The sequence below is a fragment of the Bradyrhizobium sp. S3.2.6 genome, from assembly GCF_040546885.1.
GTDB classification, from domain to species: Bacteria; Pseudomonadota; Alphaproteobacteria; order Rhizobiales; family Xanthobacteraceae; genus Bradyrhizobium; species Bradyrhizobium cytisi.
In genome coordinates this window covers 642,518-667,910 of the sequence record NZ_JBEPOS010000002.1, presented here as the reverse complement: position 1 = coordinate 667,910, position 25,393 = coordinate 642,518, and the positions used below count along the sequence as shown (strand labels likewise).

14 protein-coding genes are annotated in these 25,393 nt (G+C 60.6%); 9 read left to right on the top strand and 5 right to left on the bottom strand.

Translation table 11 applies throughout. The features are described from left to right. Positions 1–13 precede the first annotated feature (13 nt). Complete coding sequence (locus ABID58_RS07305; RefSeq protein ID WP_354032102.1) at positions 14–823, top strand: SDR family oxidoreductase; 810 nt, start codon at positions 14–16, stop codon at positions 821–823. A gap of 50 nt (positions 824–873) precedes the next feature. Here ABID58_RS07305 and ABID58_RS07300 read toward each other — a convergent pair whose 3' ends face one another. Together ABID58_RS07300 and glmS are read right to left on the bottom strand one after the other, a co-directional pair. Then, positions 874–9,276 carry a beta strand repeat-containing protein gene (locus ABID58_RS07300; RefSeq protein WP_354032101.1) on the bottom strand — a complete coding sequence of 2,801 codons (8,403 nt, stop codon included), beginning with the start codon at positions 9,274–9,276 and terminating at the stop codon, positions 874–876. A 388-nt stretch (positions 9,277–9,664) separates the two neighbouring features. Further along, the gene (glmS, locus tag ABID58_RS07295; protein WP_354032100.1) at positions 9,665–11,491 is read right to left on the bottom strand and encodes a glutamine--fructose-6-phosphate transaminase (isomerizing); all 1,827 of its coding nucleotides are present in this window, start codon (positions 11,489–11,491) and stop codon (positions 9,665–9,667) included. Positions 11,492–12,118: 627 nt separating this feature from the next. Between glmS and ABID58_RS07290 the strand changes: the two genes are divergently transcribed. Beyond that, positions 12,119–12,358 carry a DUF6894 family protein gene (locus ABID58_RS07290; protein WP_148749172.1) on the top strand — a complete coding sequence of 80 codons (240 nt, stop codon included), beginning with the start codon at positions 12,119–12,121 and terminating at the stop codon, positions 12,356–12,358. Positions 12,359–12,491: 133 nt separating this feature from the next. On the opposite strand, the gene ABID58_RS07285 is transcribed toward ABID58_RS07290, so the two are convergent. After that, the gene (locus tag ABID58_RS07285; protein ID WP_148749173.1) at positions 12,492–13,145 is read right to left on the bottom strand and encodes a LuxR C-terminal-related transcriptional regulator; all 654 of its coding nucleotides are present in this window, start codon (positions 13,143–13,145) and stop codon (positions 12,492–12,494) included. Positions 13,146–13,822: 677 nt separating this feature from the next. Here ABID58_RS07285 and ABID58_RS07280 point away from each other — a divergent pair. From ABID58_RS07280 to ABID58_RS07250, 7 genes are all read left to right on the top strand, one after another. Further along, positions 13,823–14,629, top strand: a complete 807-nt coding sequence (locus ABID58_RS07280) for a LuxR C-terminal-related transcriptional regulator (RefSeq protein ID WP_354032099.1) — start codon at positions 13,823–13,825, stop codon at positions 14,627–14,629. Positions 14,630–15,107: 478 nt separating this feature from the next. Then, positions 15,108–15,827, top strand: coding sequence for a nucleotidyltransferase family protein (locus tag ABID58_RS07275; RefSeq protein WP_148749175.1), 720 nt, complete (start codon positions 15,108–15,110; stop codon positions 15,825–15,827). 78 nt (positions 15,828–15,905) lie between these two features. Then, on the top strand, positions 15,906–17,042 hold the full coding sequence (locus ABID58_RS07270; protein ID WP_148749223.1) for a DegT/DnrJ/EryC1/StrS family aminotransferase: 1,137 nt from the start codon (positions 15,906–15,908) through the stop codon (positions 17,040–17,042). Continuing rightward, entirely contained in the window at positions 17,039–17,725 is a 687-nt protein-coding gene (locus tag ABID58_RS07265) for a sugar transferase (RefSeq protein WP_148749176.1), read from the top strand. The genes ABID58_RS07270 and ABID58_RS07265 overlap by 4 nt, the downstream gene beginning before the upstream one ends. Positions 17,726–17,744: 19 nt before the next feature. Then, complete coding sequence (locus tag ABID58_RS07260) at positions 17,745–18,752, top strand: SDR family NAD(P)-dependent oxidoreductase (RefSeq protein ID WP_354032189.1); 1,008 nt, start codon at positions 17,745–17,747, stop codon at positions 18,750–18,752. Between the two features lie 42 nt (positions 18,753–18,794). Further along, positions 18,795–20,054 carry a polysaccharide biosynthesis/export family protein gene (locus ABID58_RS07255; RefSeq protein WP_354032098.1) on the top strand — a complete coding sequence of 420 codons (1,260 nt, stop codon included), beginning with the start codon at positions 18,795–18,797 and terminating at the stop codon, positions 20,052–20,054. 236 nt (positions 20,055–20,290) lie between these two features. Beyond that, a complete protein-coding gene (locus ABID58_RS07250) occupies positions 20,291–20,947 on the top strand; it encodes a helix-turn-helix transcriptional regulator (protein WP_354032097.1) in 657 nt (218 codons plus the stop codon). 159 nt (positions 20,948–21,106) lie between these two features. On the opposite strand, the gene ABID58_RS07245 is transcribed toward ABID58_RS07250, so the two are convergent. Beyond that, positions 21,107–22,531, bottom strand: coding sequence for an HlyD family type I secretion periplasmic adaptor subunit (locus tag ABID58_RS07245; RefSeq protein ID WP_354032096.1), 1,425 nt, complete (start codon positions 22,529–22,531; stop codon positions 21,107–21,109). Next, entirely contained in the window at positions 22,518–24,659 is a 2,142-nt protein-coding gene (locus ABID58_RS07240) for a type I secretion system permease/ATPase (RefSeq protein ID WP_502916387.1), read from the bottom strand. The genes ABID58_RS07245 and ABID58_RS07240 overlap by 14 nt, the downstream gene beginning before the upstream one ends. Positions 24,660–25,393: the final 734 nt, after the last annotated feature.

Genomic DNA, 25,393 nt, shown 5'->3' with positions numbered 1-25,393 from the left:
GAAGGACATCGTCATGAGCGGACTGACTGGAAAAATTGCGGTCATTACCGGTGGCACGCAGGGACTCGGCGCAGCCATCGCGAGGTTGTTTGCCGATCGTGGCGCATCCGGCATCGTGACTTGCGGCCGCTCGGCGGCAAAAGGCCAGACGAAAGCCAGAGAAATTCAGGATGCAACCGGCACGAGGGTTGTGTTTGTCGCCGCCGATTTGGGCAAGGTCGAAGATTGCCGGACCGTCATAGCAAAGGCCGACGCAGAATTCGGCCGCGTCGACGTACTGGTGAATGCCGCTGGAGTAACAGATCGCGGCACGATCCTCGATACGTCGCCTGAATTGTTCGACAGGATCTTCAATGTCAACGTTCGCGGCCCATTTTTCCTGATGCAGGAAACGATCAAGATCATGCGCCGTGAAAAGATCGCGGGCAACATCGTGAATATTGGTTCGATGTCGGCCAAAGCCGGCCAACCTTTCATCGCCGCCTATTGCTCGTCAAAAGGCGCCCTGGCAACACTTACGGAGAATACGGCCTATGCCGTCATGCGCAATCGTATCCGCGTCAACGGGCTGAATATCGGATGGATGGCCACCGAAGGCGAAGACCGGACTCAGATCGAGCATCATGGTGCAGGCTCGGATTGGCTGAAACAGGCGTCGGCCGTTCAACCATTTGGCCGTCTCATTGACCCCCATGAGGTTGCGCGCGCCGTTGCCTTTCTGTCGACGGATGAGTCAGGTCTGATGACGGGGTCCATGGTGAACTACGACCAGTCGATCTGGGGTGCATACGGCTCCTCGCCACAGCCCGAGTCTGCGCTCTAGATTGATCGCCGCAATCCTTTCCACCGAGCGGGTGACCGGATCCACCGTGCTCATCCCGTGTGAAAATGGGGAGCAGCCAGCAACGCCGGGTCCTGCAAGCAGCCGGTCGGATAAAATGCCTGGTGGATCGGGCCAGAGGCGTCTCCGGGCAACCTGGCGGCTGCCGCGAATTGATCCATCATGGCTGCAAGGCGACCAATATGCCCCGCATCCCCGCTCGAAGGGTCATTCGGGCCAGCCGATGAAGACTGCGCTGCACCCGACGCTGGCGCCGGAGGATCGGTCACTTGCATGGTCTGCGCCACCGACGTCGCGGTTTCGCCCGTAGTTGTGTTGCTCGCCGTTACCGTGAACGTAGCGACCGGGTGGTCGGTGCCCGTATAGCTCGACGACAGCGTCAGCCCGGTGAGTGGATTGCCTGTCGTGGAGGCGCCCTCGGTAATGGACCAGGTATAGGTTCCGTTGGATTGAAGGCTGCTCGTCACAGTGTTTCCGGCAGGGGCTGTGATCGACTCGTAACTGGGCAAGCCGCTGATCGTCAGCGACAGCTTGTCGTCGGAGTCGACGGGCGTCGCGGTGATGCCCAACGCCACGGATCCTCCGGCCTGCACGGTCAGGGACGTGCTGCTGATGGTCAGTGCCGGGACCTCGGGCACCCCGTCCTGATCCACCGCCGCCAGCGCGGCCCCCCCGGCGGCCGTCCCAAACACTTGAATGGGCGGCGCTGTCGCGGCGTTGTTGGGAGCGGTCAAGCCCAATGAATCAGTGATCGTGCTCAGAACATTGTAGTGATTGTAGGCGGCGCCGTAGTTTCCCGCGACCACGTTGGCGCCATACAAGAGAGTTGGAACCTGATTGGAAGCAGCCTCGGAAGTCGAATCGTCATTTTCGTCCCAGGTCACGATCAGCAGCGAGTTGTTGTTGACCGCCCACTGAGCATAGGCACTCAGGTTTTGCTGAAGCCATGTATCACCCTGGGCGATCGTCCCGTCGTGCATGTCGTTGCTCACGCTGGGAATGACGAACGAGACGGTCGGCAGGCTCGAATAATTGCCGTTGGCAAAAAGCGCCGGGAAGCTGGTGAAATCCGTTTGAACCGTGCGCCCCTCCGGGAATGAAACCCAGGGGTCATGGTTGAAGTCACTGCCGATCCCGCCCTCGTCCACATAGCCCGTGAACGAGAGACCCGCGTTGTGCAAGACCGTGTAAAGTGTTGGGTCCGGGAGGCTGTAGGAGTTGTCGTCGGTGGTGCCGAATGTCGAGCCGGCATAGAGGGCGAAATAGTCCGGCTGGCTTGGATGAGCCTCCGACGTCATGTTGGTTAGCGATGCGCCGCCGGCCATGAGGCTGTTGATGTAAGGTGCTTGGCTATTGCCGGCGATCTGGTCATAGTTGTGGTTTTCTTCAACGACGACCACGATATGGCTGTACTTCGGTACGCCAGTGGTGGTCGTGGTCGGGTTGACCTGCAGGGTGCCGGTGGGATTGTAGTTGGCGGCGCCAGACAAGTTGGCGGCGTTGCCGGGTCTGTCGTTGATCGCCCCACCGTTGAGGTTCAAAGACGAGATGGCGAGATCGGACGTGGTCTGGCCTGCCGCGACCGTGTAGCTGAAGGTGAGCGCGGTGCCGCCGGAGCCACCGGTGAAGCTCGCCGTGCCGCCATCGTTGAGGGTGAGCGTCGGCGTGCCGCCGGTGGTGTTGACTGTGACGGCCTCGCTGAGATTGACGGTCAAGGTGACGACTTGGCCGGTGTTCACACTGCCGGTGCCGTTGGTGATGCCGGTGCCGGTCGCGACGATCGAGGCGATTGTCGGCGCCGTCGTATCGATCTGCAGAATTCCGACCGGGTTGGAGTTGATGGCGCCCGCCAGATTGGCGACGTTGCCGTTGCCGTCGACGATGGTTCCGCCGTTGAGGGTGAGCGATGAGACGATGAGATCGGCGGTGTTCTGGCCTGCCGCGACCGTGTAGCTGAAGGTGAGCGCAGTGCTCCCCGAACCGCCGGTGTAGGTTGCCGTGCCGCCATCGTTGAGAGTGAGCCGCGGGGCGCCCCCGGCGGTATTCACCGTCACGGCCGCACTGAAGTTGACCGTCAGCGTGACCACCTTGCCGGCATTGAGATCGCCGACGCCGTTGGTGATGCCAGTGCCGGAGGTCGCGATCGAGGCAATCGTCGCGGGCGGCCTGTTGACCTGCAGGATGCCGGTCGGATTGTAATTGGTGGCGCCCGCCAGATTGAGAACATTGCCGGCGCCGTCGTTGACGACCGCGCCGTTGAGGTTGAACGACGAGATGGCGAGATCGGCTGTAGTCTGCCCCGCCGCGGCCGTGTAGCTGAAGGTGAGCGCTGCGCTGCCTGAGCCGCCGGTATAGCTCGCCGTGCCACCATCGTTGAGGGCGAGCGTCGGCGTGCCGCCGGTGGTGTTGACCGTCACCGCCTCGCTCAGATTGGCCGTCAAGGTGACGACCGCGCCGGTATTCACATTGCCGGTGCCATTGGTGATACCGGTGCCGGTCGCAACGATCGAGGCAATCGTCGGTGCCGTCGTGTCGATCTGTAACGTGCCGGCCGGATTGTAGTTGGTGGCCGCCGTCAGATTGGCAGCAATGCCGTTGCCACCGGTGATCGTCGCGCCGTTGAGGGTGAGCGATGAGACGATGAGATCGGCGGTATTCTGGGCTGCCGCAACCGTGTAGCTGAAGGTGAGCGCCGTGCTCCCCGAGCCGCCGGTGTAGCTTGCCGTGCCGCCATCGTTGAGGGTGAGCCTCGGGGTTCCGCCCGCGGTATTGACCGTCACGGCCGCGCTGAAGTTCACCGTCAGCGTGACCACCCTGCCCGCGTTGAGATCGCCGGCGCCGCTGGTGATGCCGGTGCCCGAGGCCGCGATCGAAGCAACCGTCGGTGCCGTCGGGTTGACCTGCAGGATGCCGGCGGGATTGTAGTTGGTCGCGCCGGCCAAGTTGGCGCCGTTGCCGGCGCCGTCGCTGATGACCGCGCCATTGAGGTTGAACGCCGAGATGGCGAGATCGGACGTGGCCTGGCCCGCCGCCACCGTGTAGCTGAAGGTGAGCGCGGTGCTGCCCGAGCCGCCGGTATAGCTCGCCGTGCCGCCATCGTTGAGGGTCAGCGTCGGTGCGCCAACGGTGGTGTTGACCGTCACGGCTTCGCTGAGATTGACGGTCAAGGTGACGACCGCGCCGGTGTTCACATTGCCGCTGCCGTTGGTGATTCCGGTGCCGGTCGCAACGATCGAGGCAATCGTCGGCGCGGTCGTGTCGATCTGAAGGGTGCCGGTCGGATTGTAGTTGGTGGCGCCTGACAGGTTAGCGGCGTGGCTGCCGCCATCGGTGATGCTCGCGCCGTTAAGGTTGAACGACGAGATGACGAGATCGGCGGTGTTCTGGCCTGCCGCCACCGTGTAGCTGAAGGTAAGCGCAGTGCCGCCCGAACCGCCGGTATAGCTCGCCGTGCCGCCATCGTTGAGGGTCAGCGTCGGTGCGCCGCCGGTGGTGTTGACCGTCACGGCCGCACTGAAGTTGACCGTCAGCGTAACCAGCTTGCCGGCATTGAGATCGCCGGCGCCGCTGGTGATGCCGCTGCCCGAGGACGCGATCGAGGCAACCGTCGGCGCCGTTGCCGCGGAACCCTGGACGGCGATCTGAGCGACCACAGTCTGCCACCAGCCGTTGGCCACGTATTCGTTCGATATCCAGAATCCGTTTGCGTTGTTCGGATCGGCTATTGCGGTCGAATAGGTCCCCCAACGCTGGTCGTTCAGACTTCCGGTATCAAGAAACGTGGTGCTCGCCTGGTAAAGCGTCGGGCCGCTGAAAGCGGAAGCGCCGGCGCCGAGCACCATGTAGTAGTCGGAAGGATACATGTTCGGCCCCGAGGCCGAGAAATTGATGAGCACGTCGCCGTTCTGGTCGACCGCAATCGAAGGGGTGAACACAGCCACACCCGTGCCGAGGGACGCGCCGGAAATGACGTTCCCGATGACATATTGCGGATTCGTGGGATCGGTGACATCGAGCTTGAACCACTCGATTTGAGCGAGCCCCCCTGCGGTCGGCATGGCTTCGCTCACGCCGTAAACGTAATTGTGTCCTCCCGAGGAAGTGTAGGCAAGGCTTTGGATGCGCCCGTCGTTAATGCCGATCCTCTTGGTCGTGCCCAACTGCGCGGCGGTGTAGTCGCTTCCGCCCCCTCCCACATCGGCGTCGCCGAGGAAGATCGTTTGGGTCCCGCTGAAGCCATGCGTTGGATCGTACGTTTGATATGCGAGCGCGGTTTCCCTCGCGGTCGAATGGGCGCTCAAATAGTAGGTCACCCCGTTGTCGCCGGCGACGTTGCGCATGATGCCGGCGGTCCCAGGTACGCTACTGCTGGCGTCAGGCGTGATCGCGCCGTTTCCAGCGGCTATTACCCTGCTTTCGTTGACGACGAATTCGCCATTGTTGTAGCCGCCTCCCGCGTCTAGAAATTCGGGCGTGGAGATATAGATTTTGCCGTTGCTGACCGACAGATAGGGCATGTCCGATTGGGTCGTGGTGCCGTTGGACGTGTCGATCGAAGCCAAATACCAGCCGTCGCTCGGATTGCTATCGACCGACACGGCGACGTCGATATTGGTGGCGAAGTTCCCGCCTCCTGGTTGAAAATTATCCACAGTGACCACATAGCGGCCGGTCGAACTGTCATAGACGGCGCGCGCATCGAGGAGGCTGTTGTCAAGCGTGCCGCCAAGCGACGAGAACAAGCTATACAATGATCCGTTGGATACAATTGGATTGCCGCTAAGGTCGGTTATCTCGTAGTGCGTGGTCTCCGCGGTGAAAATGTAATTCGGCCCTACCGCTAACGCATTTTGGGGCGGATTGTTGGTCCGGTCGGACAATCCGGAAAATGAGCGAGTGACCGAGGCGGACGCCCTCGCCGGCGTCGACGAATAGAAGTTGAGTGCCGGTACGCCGGCGCTGGCGCCGATCGGCGCAGCCCCGTAAAGGCTTTCGATCGTGGCAAGCAGGGAATAGGGGTCAGCCGGCGAGTCGTTGACGGCCCCTGCCGGAACGCCTCCGCCGACGACGATTGCCGCAACGTGATTGGGGTAGGTCACCGCCGGATTGGTGTTGTTTTCGTCGAAGGTGACGATCAGCAGCGAATTGTTGGCCTGCGCCCAGGCCGCGTAGGCAGAGAGATTGGCCTGGACCCAGGCGTCGCCCGCCGGAATCCCGCCGCCGTTGTCGCTTGTCGGCGTCATGTTGTCGGCGTCGTTGGGCGAAGCATAGGAAACCGTCGGAAGGTTGGCGAAGCCGGCCGCGGTCTGAGGGAAAGCGCTGAAATCGTGACCATCGTTGGCCGAATTGGCGAAGTGGATCCACGGTTGGCGTTCGGGATCCGCCGTGGTTTCGGCGTAACCGCCGAACGTGTAACCGCTAGCGGCGAGCGTGCTCGCCAGCGTCGGTACGCTGGCCGGAAGTTGGGGAAAGGTGCCGTTGTTGGTGACGCCCTGCGTCGAGCCGGAAAACAGGGCAATGTAGTTGGGCTGGCTCGGATGGGTCACACCGTAGTAATTGGTGAGGAGCATCCCCTGAGCGATCAGCGAGTTCAGGTAAGGCGCCTGGGAACTACCTACGATGTCGGAGTAGTTCTCGTTCTCCAGGGAAAGGACGACGATGTGGCTAGGTCTGGCGGTGGCGGCCGGGTTGACCTGCAGGGTACCGGCGGGATTGTAGTTGGTCGCGCCGGCCAAGTTGGCGCCGTTGCCGGCGCCGTCGCTGATGACCGCGCCGTTGAGGTTGAGCGACGAGATGGCGAGATCAGACGTGGTCTGGCCGGCCGCCACCGTGTAGCTGAAGGTGAGCGCTGCGCTGCCTGAGCCGCCGGTATAGCTCGCAGTGCCGCCATCGTTGAGGGTCAGCGTCGGTGCGCCACCGGTGGTGTTGACCGTCACCGCCTCGCTGAGATTGACGGTCAATGCGACGACCTGGCCGGTGCTCACATTGCCGCTGCCATTGGTGATGCCGGTGCCGGAAGCGACGATCGAGGCAATCGTAGGCGCGGTCGTGTCGATCTGCAGGGTGCCGGTCGGATTATAGTTGGTGGCACCTGACAGGTTAGCGGCGTTGCTGCCGCCATCTGTGATGCTCGAGCCGTTAAGGTTGAACGACGAGATGACGAGATCGGCGGTGTTCTGGCCTGCCGCCACCGTGTAGCTGAAGGTGAGCGCAGTGCCGCCCGAGCCACCGGTGTAGCTCGCCGTGCCGCCATCGTTGAGGGTCAGCGTCGGGGTTCCGCCCGCGGTGTTGACCGTCACGGCCGCACTGAAGTTCACGGTCAACGTGACCGCCTTGCCCGCGTTGAGATCGCCGGCGCCGCTGGTAATGCCGGTGCCCGAGGCCGCGATCGAAGCAACCGTCGGTGCCGTCGGGTTGACCTGCAGGATGCCGGCGGGATTGTAGCTGGTCGCGCCGGCCAAGTTGGCGCCGTTGCCGGCGCCGTCGCTGATGACCGCGCCATTGAGGTTGAACGCCGAGATGGCGAGATCGGACGTGGCCTGGCCCGCCGCCACCGTGTAGCTGAAGGTGAGCGCGGTGCTGCCCGAGCCGCCGGTATAGCTCGCCGTGCCGCCATCGTTGAGGGTCAGCGTCGGTGCGCCAACGGTGGTGTTGACCGTCACGGCTTCGCTGAGATTGACGGTCAAGGTGACGACCGCGCCGGTGTTCACATTGCCGCTGCCGTTGGTGATTCCGGTGCCGGTCGCAACGATCGAGGCAATCGTAGGCGCGGTCGTGTCGATCTGAAGGGTGCCGGTCGGATTGTAGTTGGTGGCGCCTGACAGGTTAGCGGCGTGGCTGCCGCCATCGGTGATGCTCGCGCCGTTAAGGTTGAACGACGAGATGACGAGATCGGCGGTGTTCTGGCCTGCCGCCACCGTGTAGCTGAAGGTGAGCGCAGTGCCGCCCGAACCGCCGGTATAGCTCGCCGTGCCGCCATCGTTGAGGGTCAGCGTCGGTGCGCCGCCGGTGGTGTTGACCGTCACGGCCGCACTGAAGTTGACCGTCAGCGTAACCAGCTTGCCGGCATTGAGATCGCCGCCGCCGTTGGTGATCCCGGTCCCGGAAGCGGCAATCGAGGCAATCGTCGGGCCGGTTGCCACGGAGTTCTGGATGGCTATCCGGGCGACCGACGTCTGCCACCAGCCGCTGGCGACGTATTCATTCGATATCCAGAACGAATTCGGATTGTTGGGGTCGACGGTGGCTGATGAATTGGAGCCCCATGGCTGCACGCTGCTTCCATCGCCCGAGTTGAAAAAACTGGTACTCGCCTGATACAGGACCGGCGCGCTGAAAGAACCGGCGGGATCGCTGCCGCCCTGGAAGACGTAGTAGTCCGCCGGATACATGTTCGGACCACTGGCGGTGAAATTGATGACGACATCGCCCGATGCGTCCACCGCGATGGACGGATTGAAGGTTGCCACACCGGTTCCGATTGCGGCACCGGAGATGTCGCCCTGTGCCACGAGGGACGGAGCACTCGGATTGCTGACGTCGATCTTGAACCAATGGACCAGCGGCACGCTCGAGCCGCTCGGCTTCATCTCGGCCACTCCATAGAGGAAGCCGTTGGCATAGACCATGTTGGCAATGCGGTTATCGCCGGCATCGAGCAGGAGGCTCGTCCCCTGCTGCTGGGCGGTGTAGCTGCCGCCCTGGTCGATATTGCCAAGGGCGATCGTGCTGGTGGCGCTGAAACTATTGGTGGTCTTGTCGTAGGTCTGCAGGCCAACGACGACCTGGCCTCCGCTAGAGAAGGCGCTCGCGTAGTAGGTCTTGCCATTGTTGCCGGCTGCAACGGCAAAGATGTCCTGCGTCGACGGCATGACTTCGCTTGTGGTCACGCTCAACGTGCCGCCGCCATAGATGCCACCGCCAGCACCGGCCGTATCGCCGATCACCCAGTTTTCCGTGCCGGCGTAACCGGACACGTTGATGTTGTACTGTGCTGCCGAGATGTAGACGTTCGAACCGTCGACCGCCAATGTCGGGCGGTCAGAGTCAGTCGACTGACCGTTGATCGTGACAGTCGTATTGAGCTGCGAGAAGGTCCAGCCATCGTTCGGATTTGAGTCCTTGGAGACGGCAATATCCATGGCGGTGGTGGTGCCGTCCGGCGCCAGGTACTCCATCATCGCGACAAAGCGCTGATTGACGCTGTCGTAGACGACGCGCTGATCGAAAAGGCCGCCGGTCGGCGACAGCGATGAGAAGAAGCTGTAGACCGACTGCTGGGTCGGCGACCCGCCGGTCAGGTTCGTCCATTCGATCAGCGATCCCTCGATCATCACAACGAAGTTCGACCCGACGGCAAGTCCGTTGTGCGGCGGATAGGTGCTGGTGGTCGATGGCCCGGAAAACGATGTCTGGATGGTCGAGGAATAGGTCACCTTAATGCTCCCTCTGTCCGAGTCTGCACATCATTTTTGAACATTCACGTTGCCGCGTAACATTCGGCCGGGCCGCGGCGAAATTCGGTGAAGTTCGCAAGTCAACGTTTGGCGGAGCTTTGCAATCCAGGTTTTCCTCCGGATGCGCCAATGCGCATGCCGGCCCCACAGATAGATGATCTCTGTCCGCCTTCGGAGCTAACGCTGTCTCTGGCGGGTCGCTTGATATTGGACGACGTGTAAGCTGGAATTTGTAGCAGGACGACGGACTATTCTGTCGACCCAAAGGGAGTACCCCCCATCGGATCCGAGTGTTGCCCGCACTTTCGTTGCGTTACCGGCGACGCCGGGCGACCGCGAGACACTGTGCCGCAAGGGACATTTGCTTCTACTCGACCGTCACCGATTTGGCGAGATTGCGCGGCTGGTCCACATCGGTGCCCATGATCACGGCCGTATGATAGGCGAGCAACTGGATGGGAACGGCGTAGACGATCGGCGCGAAGGTCGGCACCATGTCCGGCAGCAGTACCGTGGCTTCGGGCACCACGGCCGCCTCCGCCGCTCCCCTGGCATCAGTCATCAGAATGATCCTGCCCCCGCGCGCGGCGACCTCTTGCATGTTCGACATGGTCTTTTCGAACACACCGTCGAACGGCGCGATGACCACAACAGGCATGTTCTCATCGATCAGGGCAATCGGGCCATGTTTGAGTTCGCCTGCGGCATAGCCTTCGGCGTGGATGTAGGAGATCTCTTTCAGCTTCAGCGCACCTTCGAGCGCCAGCGGATAGCTGGTGCCGCGGCCAAGATAAAGCACGTCCCGCGTTTTCGCGATGGTGCGAGCCAGCTTCTCGATCTGCGGCTCGCTGGCGAGGGCTGCCGCCATCAAACGCGGCACTTCGATCAACGCTCTGACCAGCCTCTTCTCCTCGCCAGCGGAGATCTCGCCGCGCGCTGCTCCCGCAGCGACCGCGAAGGCGGCGAGCGCCATCAGTTGACACGTGAAGGCCTTGGTGGAGGCGACGCCGATTTCCGGACCAGCCAACGTCGGCAGCACTATGTCGCTCTCACGCGCAATGGTGGAAGTCGGCACATTCACGACGGAGACGGTGTGCGCCCCTTTTTCCTTGGCATGGCGAAGTGCCGCCAGCGTGTCGGCGGTCTCGCCCGATTGCGAGATGAAGATCGCGAGGTCGCCTCTGCGGAGTGGCGCTTCGCGATAGCGGAATTCGGAGGCAATATCGACATCAACCGGGATATGTGCCAGCTGTTCGATCCAGTACTTCGCGATCGCGCCAGCATAGCTTGCTGTGCCGCAGGCCGTAATCGTCGCGCGCCTCACGTCGCTGAAGTGGAACGGCAGCTTGATCGGCAACGCTGCCCGCTCGGCTCTCATATCGACATAGTGGGCGAGCGTGCGGCCGACCACGTCCGGCTGCTCGCAAATCTCCTTGGCCATGAAATGGCGATAGTTGGCCTTGTCGGCGACGAACGATGCCCCGCCCGAATTCAGCACCTCGCGGGCAACGACCGCGCCATTCGCGTCCCGGATCACTCCTTTCTCACGCGACAGCTCCACCCAGTCACCGTCCTCGAGATAGCTGATGCTGTCGGCGAAGGGAGCGAGTGCAATCGCATCTGAACCGAGATAGGTCTCGCCTTTGCCATACCCCACCGCCAGAGGCGAACCCCTGCGTGCTCCGATCAGAAGATCGCGATATCCCTTGAAAAGGAACACTAAGGCAAAGGCGCCACGCAGCTGCGGCAACGACGCCCACACGGCTTCCTGAGGCGAATAGCCCATCAGCAGGTAGGAATGAACGAGATGTACGACGACTTCCGTATCGGTATCGCTCGTGAAGGTGGCGCCCTTCTCTTCCAGCGCCTGGCGCAGTTTTCTGAAGTTCTCGATAATGCCATTGTGCACTACGGCGACGCGCTCGGTCGCATGTGGATGGGCATTGTGCTCGGTCGGCTTGCCGTGCGTGGCCCAGCGCGTGTGACCAATTCCGGCATCACCGCTCAGTGGGTCGGCAAGCAGTCGCGCCTCCAGGTTCTTGAGCTTGCCTTCGGCCCGGCGGCATTCGAGACGACCGTCATCAAGAGTTGCCAGGCCCGTTGAGTCATACCCCCGATATTCGAGCCGCCTGAGTGAATCGATCAATCGCCCCGATACCGCGGTTCGTCCTAGAATACCGATAATTCCGCACATTTGTCAGATCCCTCGCCCCGCCGACAATCAGAAATGCACGCGCACGATGATCATCGTCGCCCAATACACGGTTCGCGCAAATTGAGGCGGTCGAATCGGGAGAATTGCAGCAACAAACGCGGGGTACTCCGCTCGAGCGAGCGAATGCGGCAAGCGCCCTCCTCTGTTCGAGGAGGCGCTCGCGCGGCGCAGATCAATGTTGTGAATGCGATTACGGCGGGTGGATCCGCGATCCCGGACCCAGACCGTGCTGCCAGGCGCCTCACGCGAGCCGGTTCAATGATTGCTGCCCGAGAGTCGGCGCGAACGCCTGCAAGTGAATCAGCAGGGCAAGCCCTCCGCCGTCGCTATACCTTCGATGCGAAGAGATCGCGGCCCCGGCGGGGGGCTGATTTGCAGGGAAGCCGGGGCCGCCGAACACGCCGAATTGGGCAATTGCGGCGCAACGTGAGCTTAGAGCGCAAGAAGCAATAATCCATGTCAATCACGAGAATCCGGTTCGACGTTGAGGTACTCAACAATGATCATGGACGTGGAATGGCAGCTCGTCGTAGGTCCACTCGGGGACGCTACTGCGACGTCCGCTTGGTTTTGTCCCGGGGATGCACTCGTTTTCCGGAAGCGCCAATGCCCCGCTATTTTTTCCACGTTCACGACGGCGGCGACTCAGTACCAGACGACCTCGGCTTGGATCTCCCCGACATCGACGCCGCGCGGACGGCGGCCATTGAGTTGAGCCGCGAGATCTTGCGAAGTGACGTCGTCGGACCATTTCAGGACTATCCGTCTTGGCGGATCGAGGTGAGCGACAGCCCTGAACTGACCAGTCTGCCACTGTTTGTCCTCCATTTTTCGGTCGAGCAATAGCCTGCAGCAAGCACCTGCTGATAGAACCCCGCTGGCGTCGGATTAATCCCGGTCGAACGTCAGTTGGCCTCGGCAGACCATCGCTCGCGCACGGGACTGGAAGCAAGAACGGCTTTCAGAGCTCTCCGCTCATTCATTCCGTCGACTTGGCCGGAGTGCCCCGATCAATCCGCGAAATGGCCAAGGCCGCGAGCGCTGTCCGGTTGCTGATCTCCAGCTTCTGGAAGATGTGGTGAAGATGGACTTTGATTGTGCCGTCGGCAATGTTCAAGCGGCGTCCAATTTGCTTGTTTGATAGTCCTTCCGAAACCAAGCGCATGATCTGACGCTCTCGGTCCGTCAGCACAGCCAGCGCACTCTCTGAATTCACCTCGTGCCCCGCCGGCATAACCTGATCAATTGAGGATTGCGGCACGATTCTTTCGCCGCTTGCGATTTGCCGTAAAGATTGCACCAGCGCTTCGGGTAAGGTCTCCTTCAGGATCACGCTGCAGCCATCGAACGCGTCCGGCGAGATCAGCCCGTAGACTTCTGAGGGGATGAAAAACACCAGGCGGATCGGGCGATCGGCTGGATTGAGGGCAGAGGAGCCCAGTGCGATCAGCTCGGACATCGTTGAATCGAGAATCGCGATATCGGGCGCAAGGCTGTCGATCGCCTGCACGCAGCTAGCAGCATCACCACAAGATGCAACAATTTCGAAGTCATCTTCCGAGCCGAGCACGCTGGTCAAACCTCGCAAGACCACCGGATGCCGGTCTGCAATCACTATTCTTGTGCAATTCATTGGGCTTCTCAATCAGTCGCCCCCGCTTCTCAATCAGTCGCCCCCGATGTCAACGTTCACCCACCTCTCATTGTTTCACGTCTCTGCCGGCCATACGGCCCCGCGCGATATCTTACCGCAGAACTACGATCATTGTCCCGGGGCGCCTCGCCCGTAGAACCCCGGTGCGGATCGCCACATTGCGTTCTCGCGACGAGAAATTCCCGTAACGACGCCCCAGAAACTCATATTTCCTACTTCTGGCAGCTTCATCAATACACCTGTCCCGGCGATTGCGCCGGTCGGCGATATTTCAGTCCGACCCGCGGCTCTAGGGATTCACGCAATGTGCGGAAACATTTTGATGTTGGCTCATCTGCAGATTGCGTGAATCGCGCTCCGCGACGCCAGTGGATTCCGCAAGTGCACCTATAACGAACGGTATATATGGAAATCGAAAATCCGGATTTAACGTTCATAAAACCTTAACAAACAAATTAAGGGCCAAGAACCTGCCAAATAACGGCAAAGGCTGGAAGCACACAGCCGGGGTAGCACGAAAGAGTAGCCGCCGAACAAAACCGATCAACTGAGCGACCTGTAAGGAGGCAGGCGGAATGATCGGCGGAGTTCACTTTGACTTCTAAATGTTTCGAAAATGTTTCGTTGCAGTCGTAGCGTAGGTGCTGGAGGGTACAATGCCGAGGCGTCAGTCTTATGAAACAATTCTTATTGGAAAGAACATTTTAGTCAGAGAGGGAATTTCACGGATCCTACATGCTGCAAATTTCAGGATCGTGCTCTCTGCTTCGAGCGCTGATGAGCTACCAAGCGAGCTCCAATCACATCAGCTGCTGTTTCTCATTATCCACAACGGCGATAGCTTCGATGTCGCCTTGGAGCAAATCCGTTTCGTCAGAGCTCGAAGCCCTGATGCTCGGATCGCAGTCGTATCGGATCATTATTGCCCAAGCGACCTTGTCTCGGCCCATCGGGCTGGTGCGAGCGGCTATTTCGTGAACGTCAATTCTTGCGATGCCTTCATCAAATCCATTGAGCTCGTGACGATGGGAGAGGCCGTCTTTCCTCCGGCATTCCTGTCGTTCGCGCTTGACGGCATTCTTGAGCGCGAAGCGGCACCGACCGAAGAGGTCGAGCATGGCATCGTGCTCACCGCGGGGGAGCCGGTTGCGCCACATCTTTCTCCACGTGAGAAGGCGATCTTGTCTTGCTTGATCGAGGGCAGTTCGAACAAATCCATCGCCCGAAAGATCGACATAGCCGAGGCGACCGTGAAAGTTCATGTTAAGGCGATCCTGCGCAAGATCCGGGTCCAGAACCGAACCCAGGCTGCGATCTGGGGAATGAACAATGGGTCACTGGTGCACTCCGCAAAAGGACACACCTTGCCCTCGATCATCCCTCAACCCGTAGGCTTCAGCGCGTTGCGATCCGATCGCCGAAATCACGCCAATCAAACTCCGGGCGTTACCAAACTCGACTAGCGGACCCTGGCCGCGTCTACCACCTCATCGCAACGGCGTCTCGACATGCGATAAAGGACTAATCCCGCGGCACGGCAACCATCACGCGGTCTGCAATCTTCTCGACGCGCCACAGCAGCCACGCTGCTGTGGCGTTCGTCTGTCGTGCAGACCTCGACCGTCCCGGTTCACCCACAGCGCACTGATAGTGCTTTGATTTCCGCCGTGCTTGAACGCGCCAACCAGCACGGCTACGTGGCCATCGCCTTTCGCGCTCGCGCGTCTGCGCGCGGCATTCGAAATCGATCACGGTCGCACTGAATGCACTTGATCGTGTCCGCATACCCAAATCGTCTCATGCAAATGCACGAAGACGCGTCAGCTGAATTGCGCTTACGTTCTTTACACGCTCCTGCCCGATCAGCACGCTGAGATCGGACTTATGCGGGCGAAAGTACATAATTGAACGATTGCAAATTCTAGCAATGCGGAGGGTCTTATGAAGGCGGTTATTCAATGCGGCGGCAAAGGAACTCGCTTACGCCCCCACACCTCAATTTTGCCGAAACCACTTATGCCAATCGGTGCGCGTCCCGTACTTGAGCTCGTTCTCAAGTGGCTCAGGCGGAACGGGATCAGGGAGGTCTACGTCACGACCGGATATCTGGGCCACCTTATCCGCAGCGTCTGCGGAGACGGCAACCAGTGGAACATGCGCATCAACTATACGCAGGAAATGGAGCCGCTCGGAACCATTGGCCCACTGTCGCTGCTGCGCGACCAACTCGACGAGCCGTTTCTCGTACTCAATGGCGACGTGCTGACGGATCTGAATCTCAATCAGTTCGTGAACTGCCATCGGCGCAGCAACTCTCCGCTCTCGATCGCCACGTCGATCCGGCCGACCAAGATGGACTTTGGCGTGATCGAAGAGATGGAAGGGCGCGTGAGCGATTTCCGCGAAAAGCCCGAGCTCACGCATCTCGTCAGCATGGGGATCTACTGCATGGACCCGTCTATCGTCGAGCGGATCCCGTCAGGCGTTCCCTTCGGGTTTGACGATCTGATGTTCCAGATGCTCAACGAGGACGTGCCAGTCAACGTCTTCAAGCACAGCGGCCTCTGGCTCGACATCGGACGCGTCGAGGACTTCCTGAAAGCACAGGATGTCGCATGGGACGAACAGTCCCCTGCACTCGCAAGTTTCGCCGCCGCCTGAGGCCGATTCTCATCCTGCAGTGATCGCAACAGTCGCGCTCGCGGCGCGAGCTCGCGCCCAGAATTGGAGATGAACAACATGCTATTGGTATCAGAGCCGGTCCTGGGCGAAGAGGAGAAGGGCGCTCTCGCCGCGGTCATTGAAAGCGGCTGGGTGACGATGGGAGATCGAGTTCGCGACTTCGAGCAGGCGTTCGCCCGCCTGCACGAGGCCGAGGATGCGGTCGCCGTCGGCTCCTGCACGGCGGCCCTCCACCTCATCCTGCACGCCCTTGGCATTGGCCCCGGCGACGAGGTCCTCGTCCCCTCGCTGACCTTCGTAGCGACCGCCAACAGCGTCCTCTATGTCGGCGCCAAACCAGTCTTCGTCGATATCGGGTCGGCAGAGGTTCCACTGATGTCGCTGGACGAAGCGGAAGCAAGGTGCACCTCCAGGACCAAGGCCATCATCCTCGTTCATTTTGCCGGCTACCTTGCACATCGCGATGCCTGGCAATCCTTTGCACGCCGGAAGGGGCTGCTCTTGATCGAGGACGCCGCCCATGCACCCGGACTGCCCGAGGTCGGCAGCTATGGCGAGGCGGCCGCCTTCAGCTTCTACGGAAACAAGAACATGACCACGGCCGAAGGAGGCGCGATCATTGCGCGCAGCCGGGCCCTGCGCGAGACCATCCGGCAGGCCCGCGCTCATGGGATGACAAGCGGTGCACGGCAACGCCTCACCAGCCGCCGTCCCGACTACGACGTGACGGTTCTCGGCTTCAACTACCGGATGGACGAGCTGCGGGCTGCGCTTGGCCTCGTGCAGCTCAAGAAGTTGCCGGAATGGAACGAGATCAGGCGGCGGTTGTCGGCCACATACCGTGAGCTCATGGCGGAACATTGCCCATCGGTGATGATACCTTTTGAAGATCCCTGGCCGTCGACCCACCATTTGATGCCGGTGGTGCTGCCGCCGGCAACCAGCCGGCAGCGCGTCATCGATCGCCTGCGCAAGCATGGCATTCAGACCACGGTTCACTATCCGCCCGTTCACCGCCTGACTTTCTACAGAGATCTCTATCCAGAGATTCTCCTGCCACGCACCGAGGATTTTGCTCGACGCGAATTGACGCTGCCTTTGCATCCACGAATGACGACGGCGGATGTCGAGAAAGTCGTGGTTGCACTGACGACTGCACTCACCACCGATTTCCCAGTGGGGGCGGTAGCATGACCCTGCCCGAGATAGCGAACCGGTGGGGCGCGCAATCTCGTTCATCTCGCTTGAGTGCACGGCGCGCAATCGATGTTCTCTGTGCCGGCACCGCGATGGTATCGCTTTCACCCGTCTTCGTCGTTGTCGCGTTCGTCATTTGGCTCGAGAGCGGGCGGCCACTCCTGTTCTCGCAACTTCGCCTGGGACAAAGCGGCGAACCGTTTCGCATGTACAAGTTTCGCAAGTTCGGACCGAGCTGCGGAAGCGGCGGCTCGCCCCTGACGCTGCAGGAGGATGAACGTTTGACGGCCGTCGGCCGAATCCTCGCCGCGACCAAGCTGGATGAGCTGCCGCAGCTCTGGAACGTCCTGCGCGGCGACATGTCTCTCGTCGGCCCCCGACCGGAGTCTCTCAGCTTTTCCGATTGCTTTCGCGACGGCTTCGAAAAGCTGCTCGACTACAAACCAGGTGTGTTCGGCCCGTGTCAGGTCCTGTTCAGACACGAAAACAGGATGTACCCCACCGACGCGCCGGCAGCGGAGTACTATCGAAAAGTGCTGTTTCCAGCCAAGGCGAAGATCGACCTTGCCTATTTTCCGCGACGGACTCTCGTATCGGATTTCGGCTGGATCGCCCGTGCCGGGCACGTCATCGCCGTGGAATGCTGGGGCGCGTTAACGCGGAAGCTTCGATCAAGATGAGAGAAAGAGAGGGGCGATGATGACCTATCTTGGAGCAAAAGTTCTCGTGACAGGAGCCGACGGCTTCATCGGATCGCACCTGACGGAGCACCTCGTTTCGGCAGGAGCTGACGTAACTGCGTTGGCGCAATACAACTCCTTCGATAGCCATGGCTGGCTCGACGATATCCCCCAAACAACCCGACAGAAGCTCAATCTCGTGCGCGGCGACATTCGCGACGCGGCCTTCGTCAGCCGGCTAGTCCAGGGCCATCACTATATCTTTCACCTCGCGGCGCTGATCGCCATACCCTATTCCTATCTCGCGCCGCAATCCTACGTGGAGACCAACGTACTCGGTACATTGAACATCCTCGAGGCCGCACGGCAACACGGCATCGAACGGCTGGTCGTGACGTCGACGAGCGAGGTCTATGGTACGGCGATGAAGATGCCGATCGATGAATCTCACCCGCTGCAAGGGCAATCGCCCTACTCCGCCTCCAAGATCGGCGCAGACATGATGGCCGAGGCCTTCGCGCGCTCGTTCGGCGTTCCCGTCGTAATCCTCAGACCGTTCAACACGTTCGGACCTCGGCAAAGCGAACGCGCGATCATCGGCACGATCATCCGGCAGGCCCTCGATCCGGAATGCGGTGCGATCATGGTCGGTGATACGACCACCGTCCGCGATCTGACATTCGTCACGGATACAGCCGCGGCATTCATGGCGGCCGGGCTAGCGGACGGCGTCGAATATGGTCATGCCTACAACGCCGGCAGTCAGCGCGCCATCACAATTGGTGATCTGATCGACAACATTCTCGAGCTGACGTCCAGTCACAAGCCGGTCCTTCGCGACGAAAAGCGCCTGCGGCCGACAAATTCGGAAGTGCGCGCGCTCCTTGCCGACTCCACCCGGTTCGTACGGGCGACCGGCTGGACGCCGAAGGTCACGCTGCGCGAGGGACTGGAGCGAACCGTCAATTGGTGGCGCGGTCGCCTCTCCACTAAGAAAATCCGACAGCAGACGGATTTTATTACATGACGAGGCCGCGCAACCGATGCTCGATTATGCAAGGAGATCGCTATGGGCGACACCAAGGGCGTCAGGACGTTCAGCCGCATCTCGATTGCCGGCTGGATGGCGATAGTTCTGCTCGCCAGCAGCCCGTGCTTCGCAGCACAGTATAGGCTGGCGGCGGGTGATACCGTCGAAGTGTCGATCGGAGGTGCGTCGGAACAACGTCACCGGGCGCAAATCCAGATCGACGGCACGATCGCTCTTCCCGGAATCGGCACGGTCGAGGTCGCGGGCCTGACTACGGCCGAGTTACAGAGCCGGATGGAAACGTTGCTGCAGTCGAAGATATTGCGGCAACGGCTGCCAGACGGGCGCGAACAGGCAATCGTCGTCGTGCCTGGCGACGTGATCGCGAGCGTGGTGGAGTATCGTCCCATTTACGTTACCGGTGACGTTCTGACGCCCGGACAGTTGGCATACAGGTCCTCGATGACCGTGCGCCAGGCTGTCGCGGTTTCCGGCGGTTACAGCCTGTTGCGATCCCGCAATCAGCCCGGCGCCAACGATCCAGCGGATCTTCTGCGCGACTATCAGTCCTTTTCCACGGAGTACGTGAAAGAGTACTTCCATATCCTTCGTGTCGATGCCGAACTCGCAGACAAGGACACCTTCGATCAGACGCCGCCCCAGGACATCTCTTTGCCGTCATCTGCAATCGTTCCGATCGTGCAGGCTGAGGCAGAGTCGCTAAAGACCGCCCAACGCGACTATCGCAAGGAGCGGATGTTTCTGGAAAACGCCGTAAAGCAAGCGGACGGACAGTTCGCGGCGCTCAGTAAGCAGCAGGAAGGCGAAGAAAAAGGCGTGCAGGCGGATGAGGAAGAACTCGATCGCGTCGCGAAGCTGTTCGGTTCGGGCTCCCTACCGAGTCCCCGCGTCACTGAAAGTCGACGTGCCCTTCTGCTTTCATCGACGCGCCGTCTGCAAACCATGGTCGAGCTCATGCGTCTCCAACGCCAGCGCGAGGATTCCGCCCGGCAGATCGATCGCGCCGCAAGCCAGCGCTCGATCACGTTGCTTCATGAGCTGAGGGACTCCAACGTCCACATAACCGACCTGCGCATCAGAATGAGGTCGTTAGCGCAGAAGCTGCAGCCCGTAAGCGGAAGCGCGGCGGTACCAGCGGGAACAGGTGACCTAAAGCCCCAGGTCACCGTCGTACGAAAGTCCGGCCAGAGTTGGGAAAAGATCGTCGCAACCGAAGATTTCGACCTGGAACCAGGTGACGTCATCGAAATCGCGTTGCACGCCCCGGGCGGCTCATAACGCCACCGGCTTAAACGTGTATCGCACCGACCCGCAGAGCCTCCACCGGGGCAGTCAACAAGCGATCTCCGCCTACCCCGCGTGAGCCTCCTCCGCTTCCCCGAGAACATCGGCTGGATTACTCCCAAGTTGACCTCCTAACTCCGATTCAACGTTTACAACGCGCCCGCCAATTGGAGAATGGTCGTCAGATATCGTTCATTTGAACGAGCCGGTAGACGAAAAGGGCGCATCGAATGCTGAACTTGACCCAGAGCAGCTCGGTTGCATCGCGTTACCAATCCAGGGAGTCCATTTTCAACATTTCCAACCGTGCTCCTCCAATCCTCTCCAGTGACCGTCGGTCCGACGTGCGCGATGAAATGTACGCAGCCCTTGGCCGTATCGGCTGCGCGCACATCTTGCTCAAACACGGCCGTGTGGTCGAGGTGAGCCCGACGGGCCGGGCCATACTGGAGCGCCGTTGTGGATCCGCTCTGGATACGAGATCGCTGTCCGGCGCTGTAAGGGAACTCGTAAAATGCGCGGGCGTCGAAGTTCCTGCGGGTTCGATGGCGTGGCTGGCAACGTCCTCCCGCGAAGGCATAACGAGCCTGGTCAATCAGATAGCCAATGTCTGGTCGGACGACACCTGCGCCATCGTCCTGCTCGACCTCGATGCTCGTCCGGAGCCGTCGCCCCGAACGCTGCAACGCTTGTTTGGCCTCACGACCGCTGAGATTCATGTCGCCATCGAATTGGCACGCGGCGGCAATTTGCTCGACATTGCCCGTTCTCAACACTTGAGCCGAACGACAATCCGCTCCCATCTCGCGTCGCTGTTCGTCAAGACACAGACGCGGCGCCAAGTGGAGCTTGTCTCTCTCTTGGGACGTATCGCCCTGATACCTTAACTACATTACTTCCGTTTCCGACCTACTCTGCTGCCGAGGGGCGCATCCCAACGATGATCGTCGTGAGGCCACTCTCCGGCGAGTTTCACCGGCATGGCCCTGGGGCGCCGCCCGACGGCCAAAGAGGCTTGCTCATCCATCCTCAGAGCCTCCTGGCCGCTATCTTTCCCGTAATATTTCCTGATTGTAGCGCGTCAACGGTGACAGCAGGTAGCTGATGATGCGTCGCGAACCCGTCCTGATCTCGACGGTCACCGCCATTCCGGGCGACAGCTGGACGGTCCGACCCTCTATCTCCATCGAGGTACGGTCGAGGCTGACGCGGGCCGCATAGATCAGCTCCTGCCCTTTCGGCTCGCTGGACGCGATCTCCGTTCCGCCGGACTGATCCCTCGCCCCGTCGTCACGCCGATCACGTATGATCGCATCCCGTGAAACGCTGAGCACCCGACCATTCAGCAGGCCATAGCGGGTAAAATTGAAAGTATCGATCTTGATTGCGACAGTCTGCCCCGGAACGACAAAGCCAATATCTCGGTTCGATATCAGCGCCTCAATCTCGAAATCCGGATTCAATGAAACTACGGCCGCCAGTGTTTGCGCCGGTGTGACCACGCCACCGATCGTGTGCACCGCCAGCTGCTGCACCACGCCATCTACCGGCGCGGTGAGAATCTGCAGCTTCGCCTTTTGCTCCGCCTTGATCATGTCCTGAGCGAGACCGGCGGCCCGCTGTTCGGCCTTGGACAGATCGTCATAGAGCGCTCGCCGGAACTCCGCTTCCGCTTTGGATCTGGCCTGCGCGAGACTCGCCGTCGCGGCCTCCGCTTCGCGGAGCCGACTCTGCTGGACCAGAACGTCATGCTGTTGGCCGACCAGTTCCTGAGCCTCGGTCAGGTAGGTGATCTTGGACCCGATCGCCTTGTCGTAGAGATATTTGCGAACGTTCACACGCTCCTCGAGGAGGGGGATGGTTGCATCGAGTTTGGATATCGTCGCCGCGATGGTCTCGCTCTCAGCCTTTTTCTGTCCCAACTGCCTGTCGAGCTCCGACAGCCTTGTGCTGTGCTCTGCCATCTGGCTGGCCAGGAACTGACGATGCAGCTCGATCGCCTGCTGGCTGGCTCCTATCGGAGGGGCGAACGCCGCCATCGGATCGCCGGGTGCCAGCGCCGCGCGCAACCTGGCACTGTCAAGCTGCGTAGCAACCAGGTCGCTCTTCACGTGATCAAGTTCGGCGGCAGTGATAGTTGGATCCAGTTCGATCAACACGTCACCCGCCTTGACCATCGCGCCGTCCCTGACGTGAATCGCGCGCACGACCCCCGTTTCCGCCGGCTGGATTACTTTGGTTCGGCCATTCACCACGATCTTGCCCGGCGCGGTCGCGACAACATCGACCTTGGAAAGCGTCGCCCAGACCATTGTGACGCAAAACAGCAGGATAATGACCATGCCGGTGGCGCGGCCGACCGGCGACGGCGGCCTCTCGAGAACCTCCAGCGCGGCTGGGAGAAAGGCGGTCTCCTCTTCGCGGCGCCGGCGGCGATCCGGGAACGGAACGATGCTTCTAGCGATGGTCATTGATCCCTGCCTGGAGCAAGTGCAAGTTTGCATAGCGCCCATTCGAGCGGATCAACTCATCATGGGTGCCGTCCTCGACGATCCGCCCGCGATCGATGGTGATGATCCGATTTGCTCGTCGTACCGTGGAGAGCCGATGGGCAATGATAAAGACGGTGCGCCTCTCGCAAATGCGTCGCATGTTGTCCTGGATGATGCGTTCGCTCTCATAGTCGAGGGCGCTGGTGGCCTCATCGAAAATTAAAATACGAGGATCATTGACCAGCGCGCGGGCAATCGCGATCCGCTGCCGCTGGCCACCCGAAAGGCTGCAGCCGCGCTCACCGACGATGGTATCGTAGCCCTCAGGTAGCTCGAGTATGAACTCATGTGCTCCAGCAAGGATGGCCGCATCAATGATCCGCTGCATCGGCATGGCAGAATCGGCAAGCGCGATGTTCTCGGCCACGGTTCGGTTGAAAAGTACGTCCTCCTGCAGAACGACGCCGACCTGCCGCCGCAGCCAGGCGGCATCGGTCAAGGCGAGATCAACACCATCGACGAGGACACGGCCACTTTCCGGCACGTACAGCCGCTCGAGGAGCTTGGTCAGCGTGCTCTTGCCCGAGCCGGACGGACCAACAATGCCGACGACTTGGCCTGCCGGAACATGGAATCCAATGTCGTGCAGCGTCTCAGGCCCGTCGGTGCGATAGCGGAATGTAACGTGATCGAATGTGACGGCGCCCGTGATCGGCGGGAGCACGGCGCGCCCTATGCCAACAGTCGGCTCCGGCCGCGTATTAAGGATATCGCCCAAGCGATCGATCGAGAGACGAACCTGGTGGAAGTCCTGCCAGATCTGGGCGATGCGCAAGACAGGCATGTTCACGCGGTTTGCCAGCATATTGAAGGCCACCAATTCACCGACGGTCAGGCGACCTTCGATCACCAACTTCGCGCCGAAGAACAGGATCGCAACCGTAACCAGATGGCTCACCAATTGCACCGCCTGACTTGCGACATTTCCAAGACTCACAACGCGAAAGCTCGCGGAAACATAGGCAGCGAGCTGTTCCTCCCAGCGCCTGTTCATCTGGGGCTCAACGGCCAGGGCCTTCAACGTCTGCACGCCCGTTATGCTCTCGACCAGGAAGGCCTGATTTTCTGCGCCGCGACGGAATTTTTCATCCAACCGCTGACGGAACAGCGGCGTCGCAATGGCCGAAATGCCGATGTAGAACGGAAACCCTCCCAGAACGATCAGCGTGAGCATTGGCGAGTAAACGAACATCACCGCAATGAAAACTGCGGTGAACATGAAATCGATAATGAAAGTCAGCGCGGAACTGGTCAGAAAGTTGCGGACATTTTCCAGCTCCTGAACGCGCGCGACCGAGTCGCCGACCCTTCGGGTTTGAAAATACATGAGTGGTAATGACGCCAGATGGCGGTAGAGGCGGGCGCCTAACTCGACGTCGATGCGGTTGGTAGTATGAGAAAAGAGGTAAGTGCGTAACGCGCCCAGCACTGCTTCGAACACGGCGATCACGGCCAGACCGATCACCAAGACTTCCAGCGTACTGATCCCGCGGTGGACGAGCACCTTGTCGATGACCACCTGAAAGAATAGCGGGCTGACGAGGGCGAATACCTGGAGGAAGAAGGACGCGAGCAGAACCTCCCCGAGCAGGTGCCGATATTTCCGAATTGCACCGAGAAACCAGGTAAAGTCGAATCGGCGAGACAGATCGGAAAGCGACGCCCTGCGCGCCATCAAGACCATGCGGCCATCCCAGAGCGCCTCGAATTCGGCACGACTGAGTTTGCGCGGACGGGGGTCCGAGGGACACTGAACCAACACCTCGTCCCCGTCCGCCTTGCCGACCAGGAGGAAGCCGCCTTGATTAAGCACGGCGATCCCCGGCAAGGGTAAGCGCACAAGCCGTGCCCAATCGGTCTTAATCGTGCGCGCCTTGAGGCCGAAAGCCTTCGCACAGCGCACCATCTCCGTCACGCCGATGTTACGTGTACCCAATCGGTGACAGAGTTGCTCCTTGTCGGCTGCAATGCCGTGCAACCTAAGCAACAAGACGAGGGCAAAGGGCGCCGACTTCTCTGGAGACGCCATTTCTTGGATATCCCGCATGTGGTTCGCCAACATCTCGCGATCAATAACATCAGATCCGGCAGCAACCCGAGTGGCCATTTATGGTCCTCGTCTCGCGCTCGATCCGGCGAGCGCTGGTTGCTCGTGAAGCACGTCTTGCAGTGAAGTCGGCTCCTGCGGTCGCGACTCTAACCGTGCTCACGAGATACCCGCGCGGCAAAAACGCGGTACATGTGCAGTTTCATTAGGCCCTAATAGGTAGCCCAGAAGGTCAAGCGCCCGCACCGGGACGGCGTCATCGACAGGCCGCCGCTCGGTGGCGCAGCGGGAGACTCTGTGGCGAACAATTGTCCGGCCAGAGAGGCGAACTGTGAGGTAATCCAAAGGGGGTACCGAAACGATGGCCGCATCATATAGCCTCACCTGCCGGCCGGGCATCGATCGAGTACAGCCTTATCAAATCCATTCCCGCCGCAAGCGCGCGATCGTCCTGACGCAGCATCGCAACGCGCCGCCGCCGATTGCGCGAGTGGATCGTGTGGTTACCCCTTTATTCAGATACGATCGCAAATGTGCCGTGATAATAGTGGATTCCCGACAACCCTCTCGGTTGAGTGGCTAAGTTCACGCTTCCCTGAGCGTGTCGGCGCTTTCGAGCGGATACCATTTTTCGGTTTCCGATTGATGGATGGGCCGCGGCGCCGTTCAAGTGGGCTGCGATCCAATGGATGAATTGACGAGATCCTGTCTCGGCGGACGGGCTGCCGGCATTT

What these genes read in the sequence shown, in the direction of transcription:
- ABID58_RS07280 (WP_354032099.1), top strand. Translation starts at nt 13,823, where the DNA reads ATGCCGAGGCGTCAGTCTTATGAAACAATTCTTATTGGAAAGAACATT.
- ABID58_RS07245 (WP_354032096.1), bottom strand. Translation starts at nt 22,531, where the DNA reads ATGACCATCGCTAGAAGCATCGTTCCGTTCCCGGATCGCCGCCGGCGC.
- ABID58_RS07270 (WP_148749223.1), top strand. Translation starts at nt 15,906, where the DNA reads ATGCTATTGGTATCAGAGCCGGTCCTGGGCGAAGAGGAGAAGGGCGCT.
- ABID58_RS07240 (WP_502916387.1), bottom strand. Translation starts at nt 24,659, where the DNA reads ATGCGGGATATCCAAGAAATGGCGTCTCCAGAGAAGTCGGCGCCCTTT.
- ABID58_RS07265 (WP_148749176.1), top strand. Translation starts at nt 17,039, where the DNA reads ATGACCCTGCCCGAGATAGCGAACCGGTGGGGCGCGCAATCTCGTTCA.
- ABID58_RS07285 (WP_148749173.1), bottom strand. Translation starts at nt 13,145, where the DNA reads ATGAATTGCACAAGAATAGTGATTGCAGACCGGCATCCGGTGGTCTTG.
- glmS (WP_354032100.1), bottom strand. Translation starts at nt 11,491, where the DNA reads ATGTGCGGAATTATCGGTATTCTAGGACGAACCGCGGTATCGGGGCGA.
- ABID58_RS07290 (WP_148749172.1), top strand. Translation starts at nt 12,119, where the DNA reads ATGCCCCGCTATTTTTTCCACGTTCACGACGGCGGCGACTCAGTACCA.
- ABID58_RS07260 (WP_354032189.1), top strand. Translation starts at nt 17,745, where the DNA reads ATGACCTATCTTGGAGCAAAAGTTCTCGTGACAGGAGCCGACGGCTTC.
- ABID58_RS07255 (WP_354032098.1), top strand. Translation starts at nt 18,795, where the DNA reads ATGGGCGACACCAAGGGCGTCAGGACGTTCAGCCGCATCTCGATTGCC.
- ABID58_RS07250 (WP_354032097.1), top strand. Translation starts at nt 20,291, where the DNA reads ATGCTGAACTTGACCCAGAGCAGCTCGGTTGCATCGCGTTACCAATCC.
- ABID58_RS07275 (WP_148749175.1), top strand. Translation starts at nt 15,108, where the DNA reads ATGAAGGCGGTTATTCAATGCGGCGGCAAAGGAACTCGCTTACGCCCC.
- ABID58_RS07305 (WP_354032102.1), top strand. Translation starts at nt 14, where the DNA reads ATGAGCGGACTGACTGGAAAAATTGCGGTCATTACCGGTGGCACGCAG.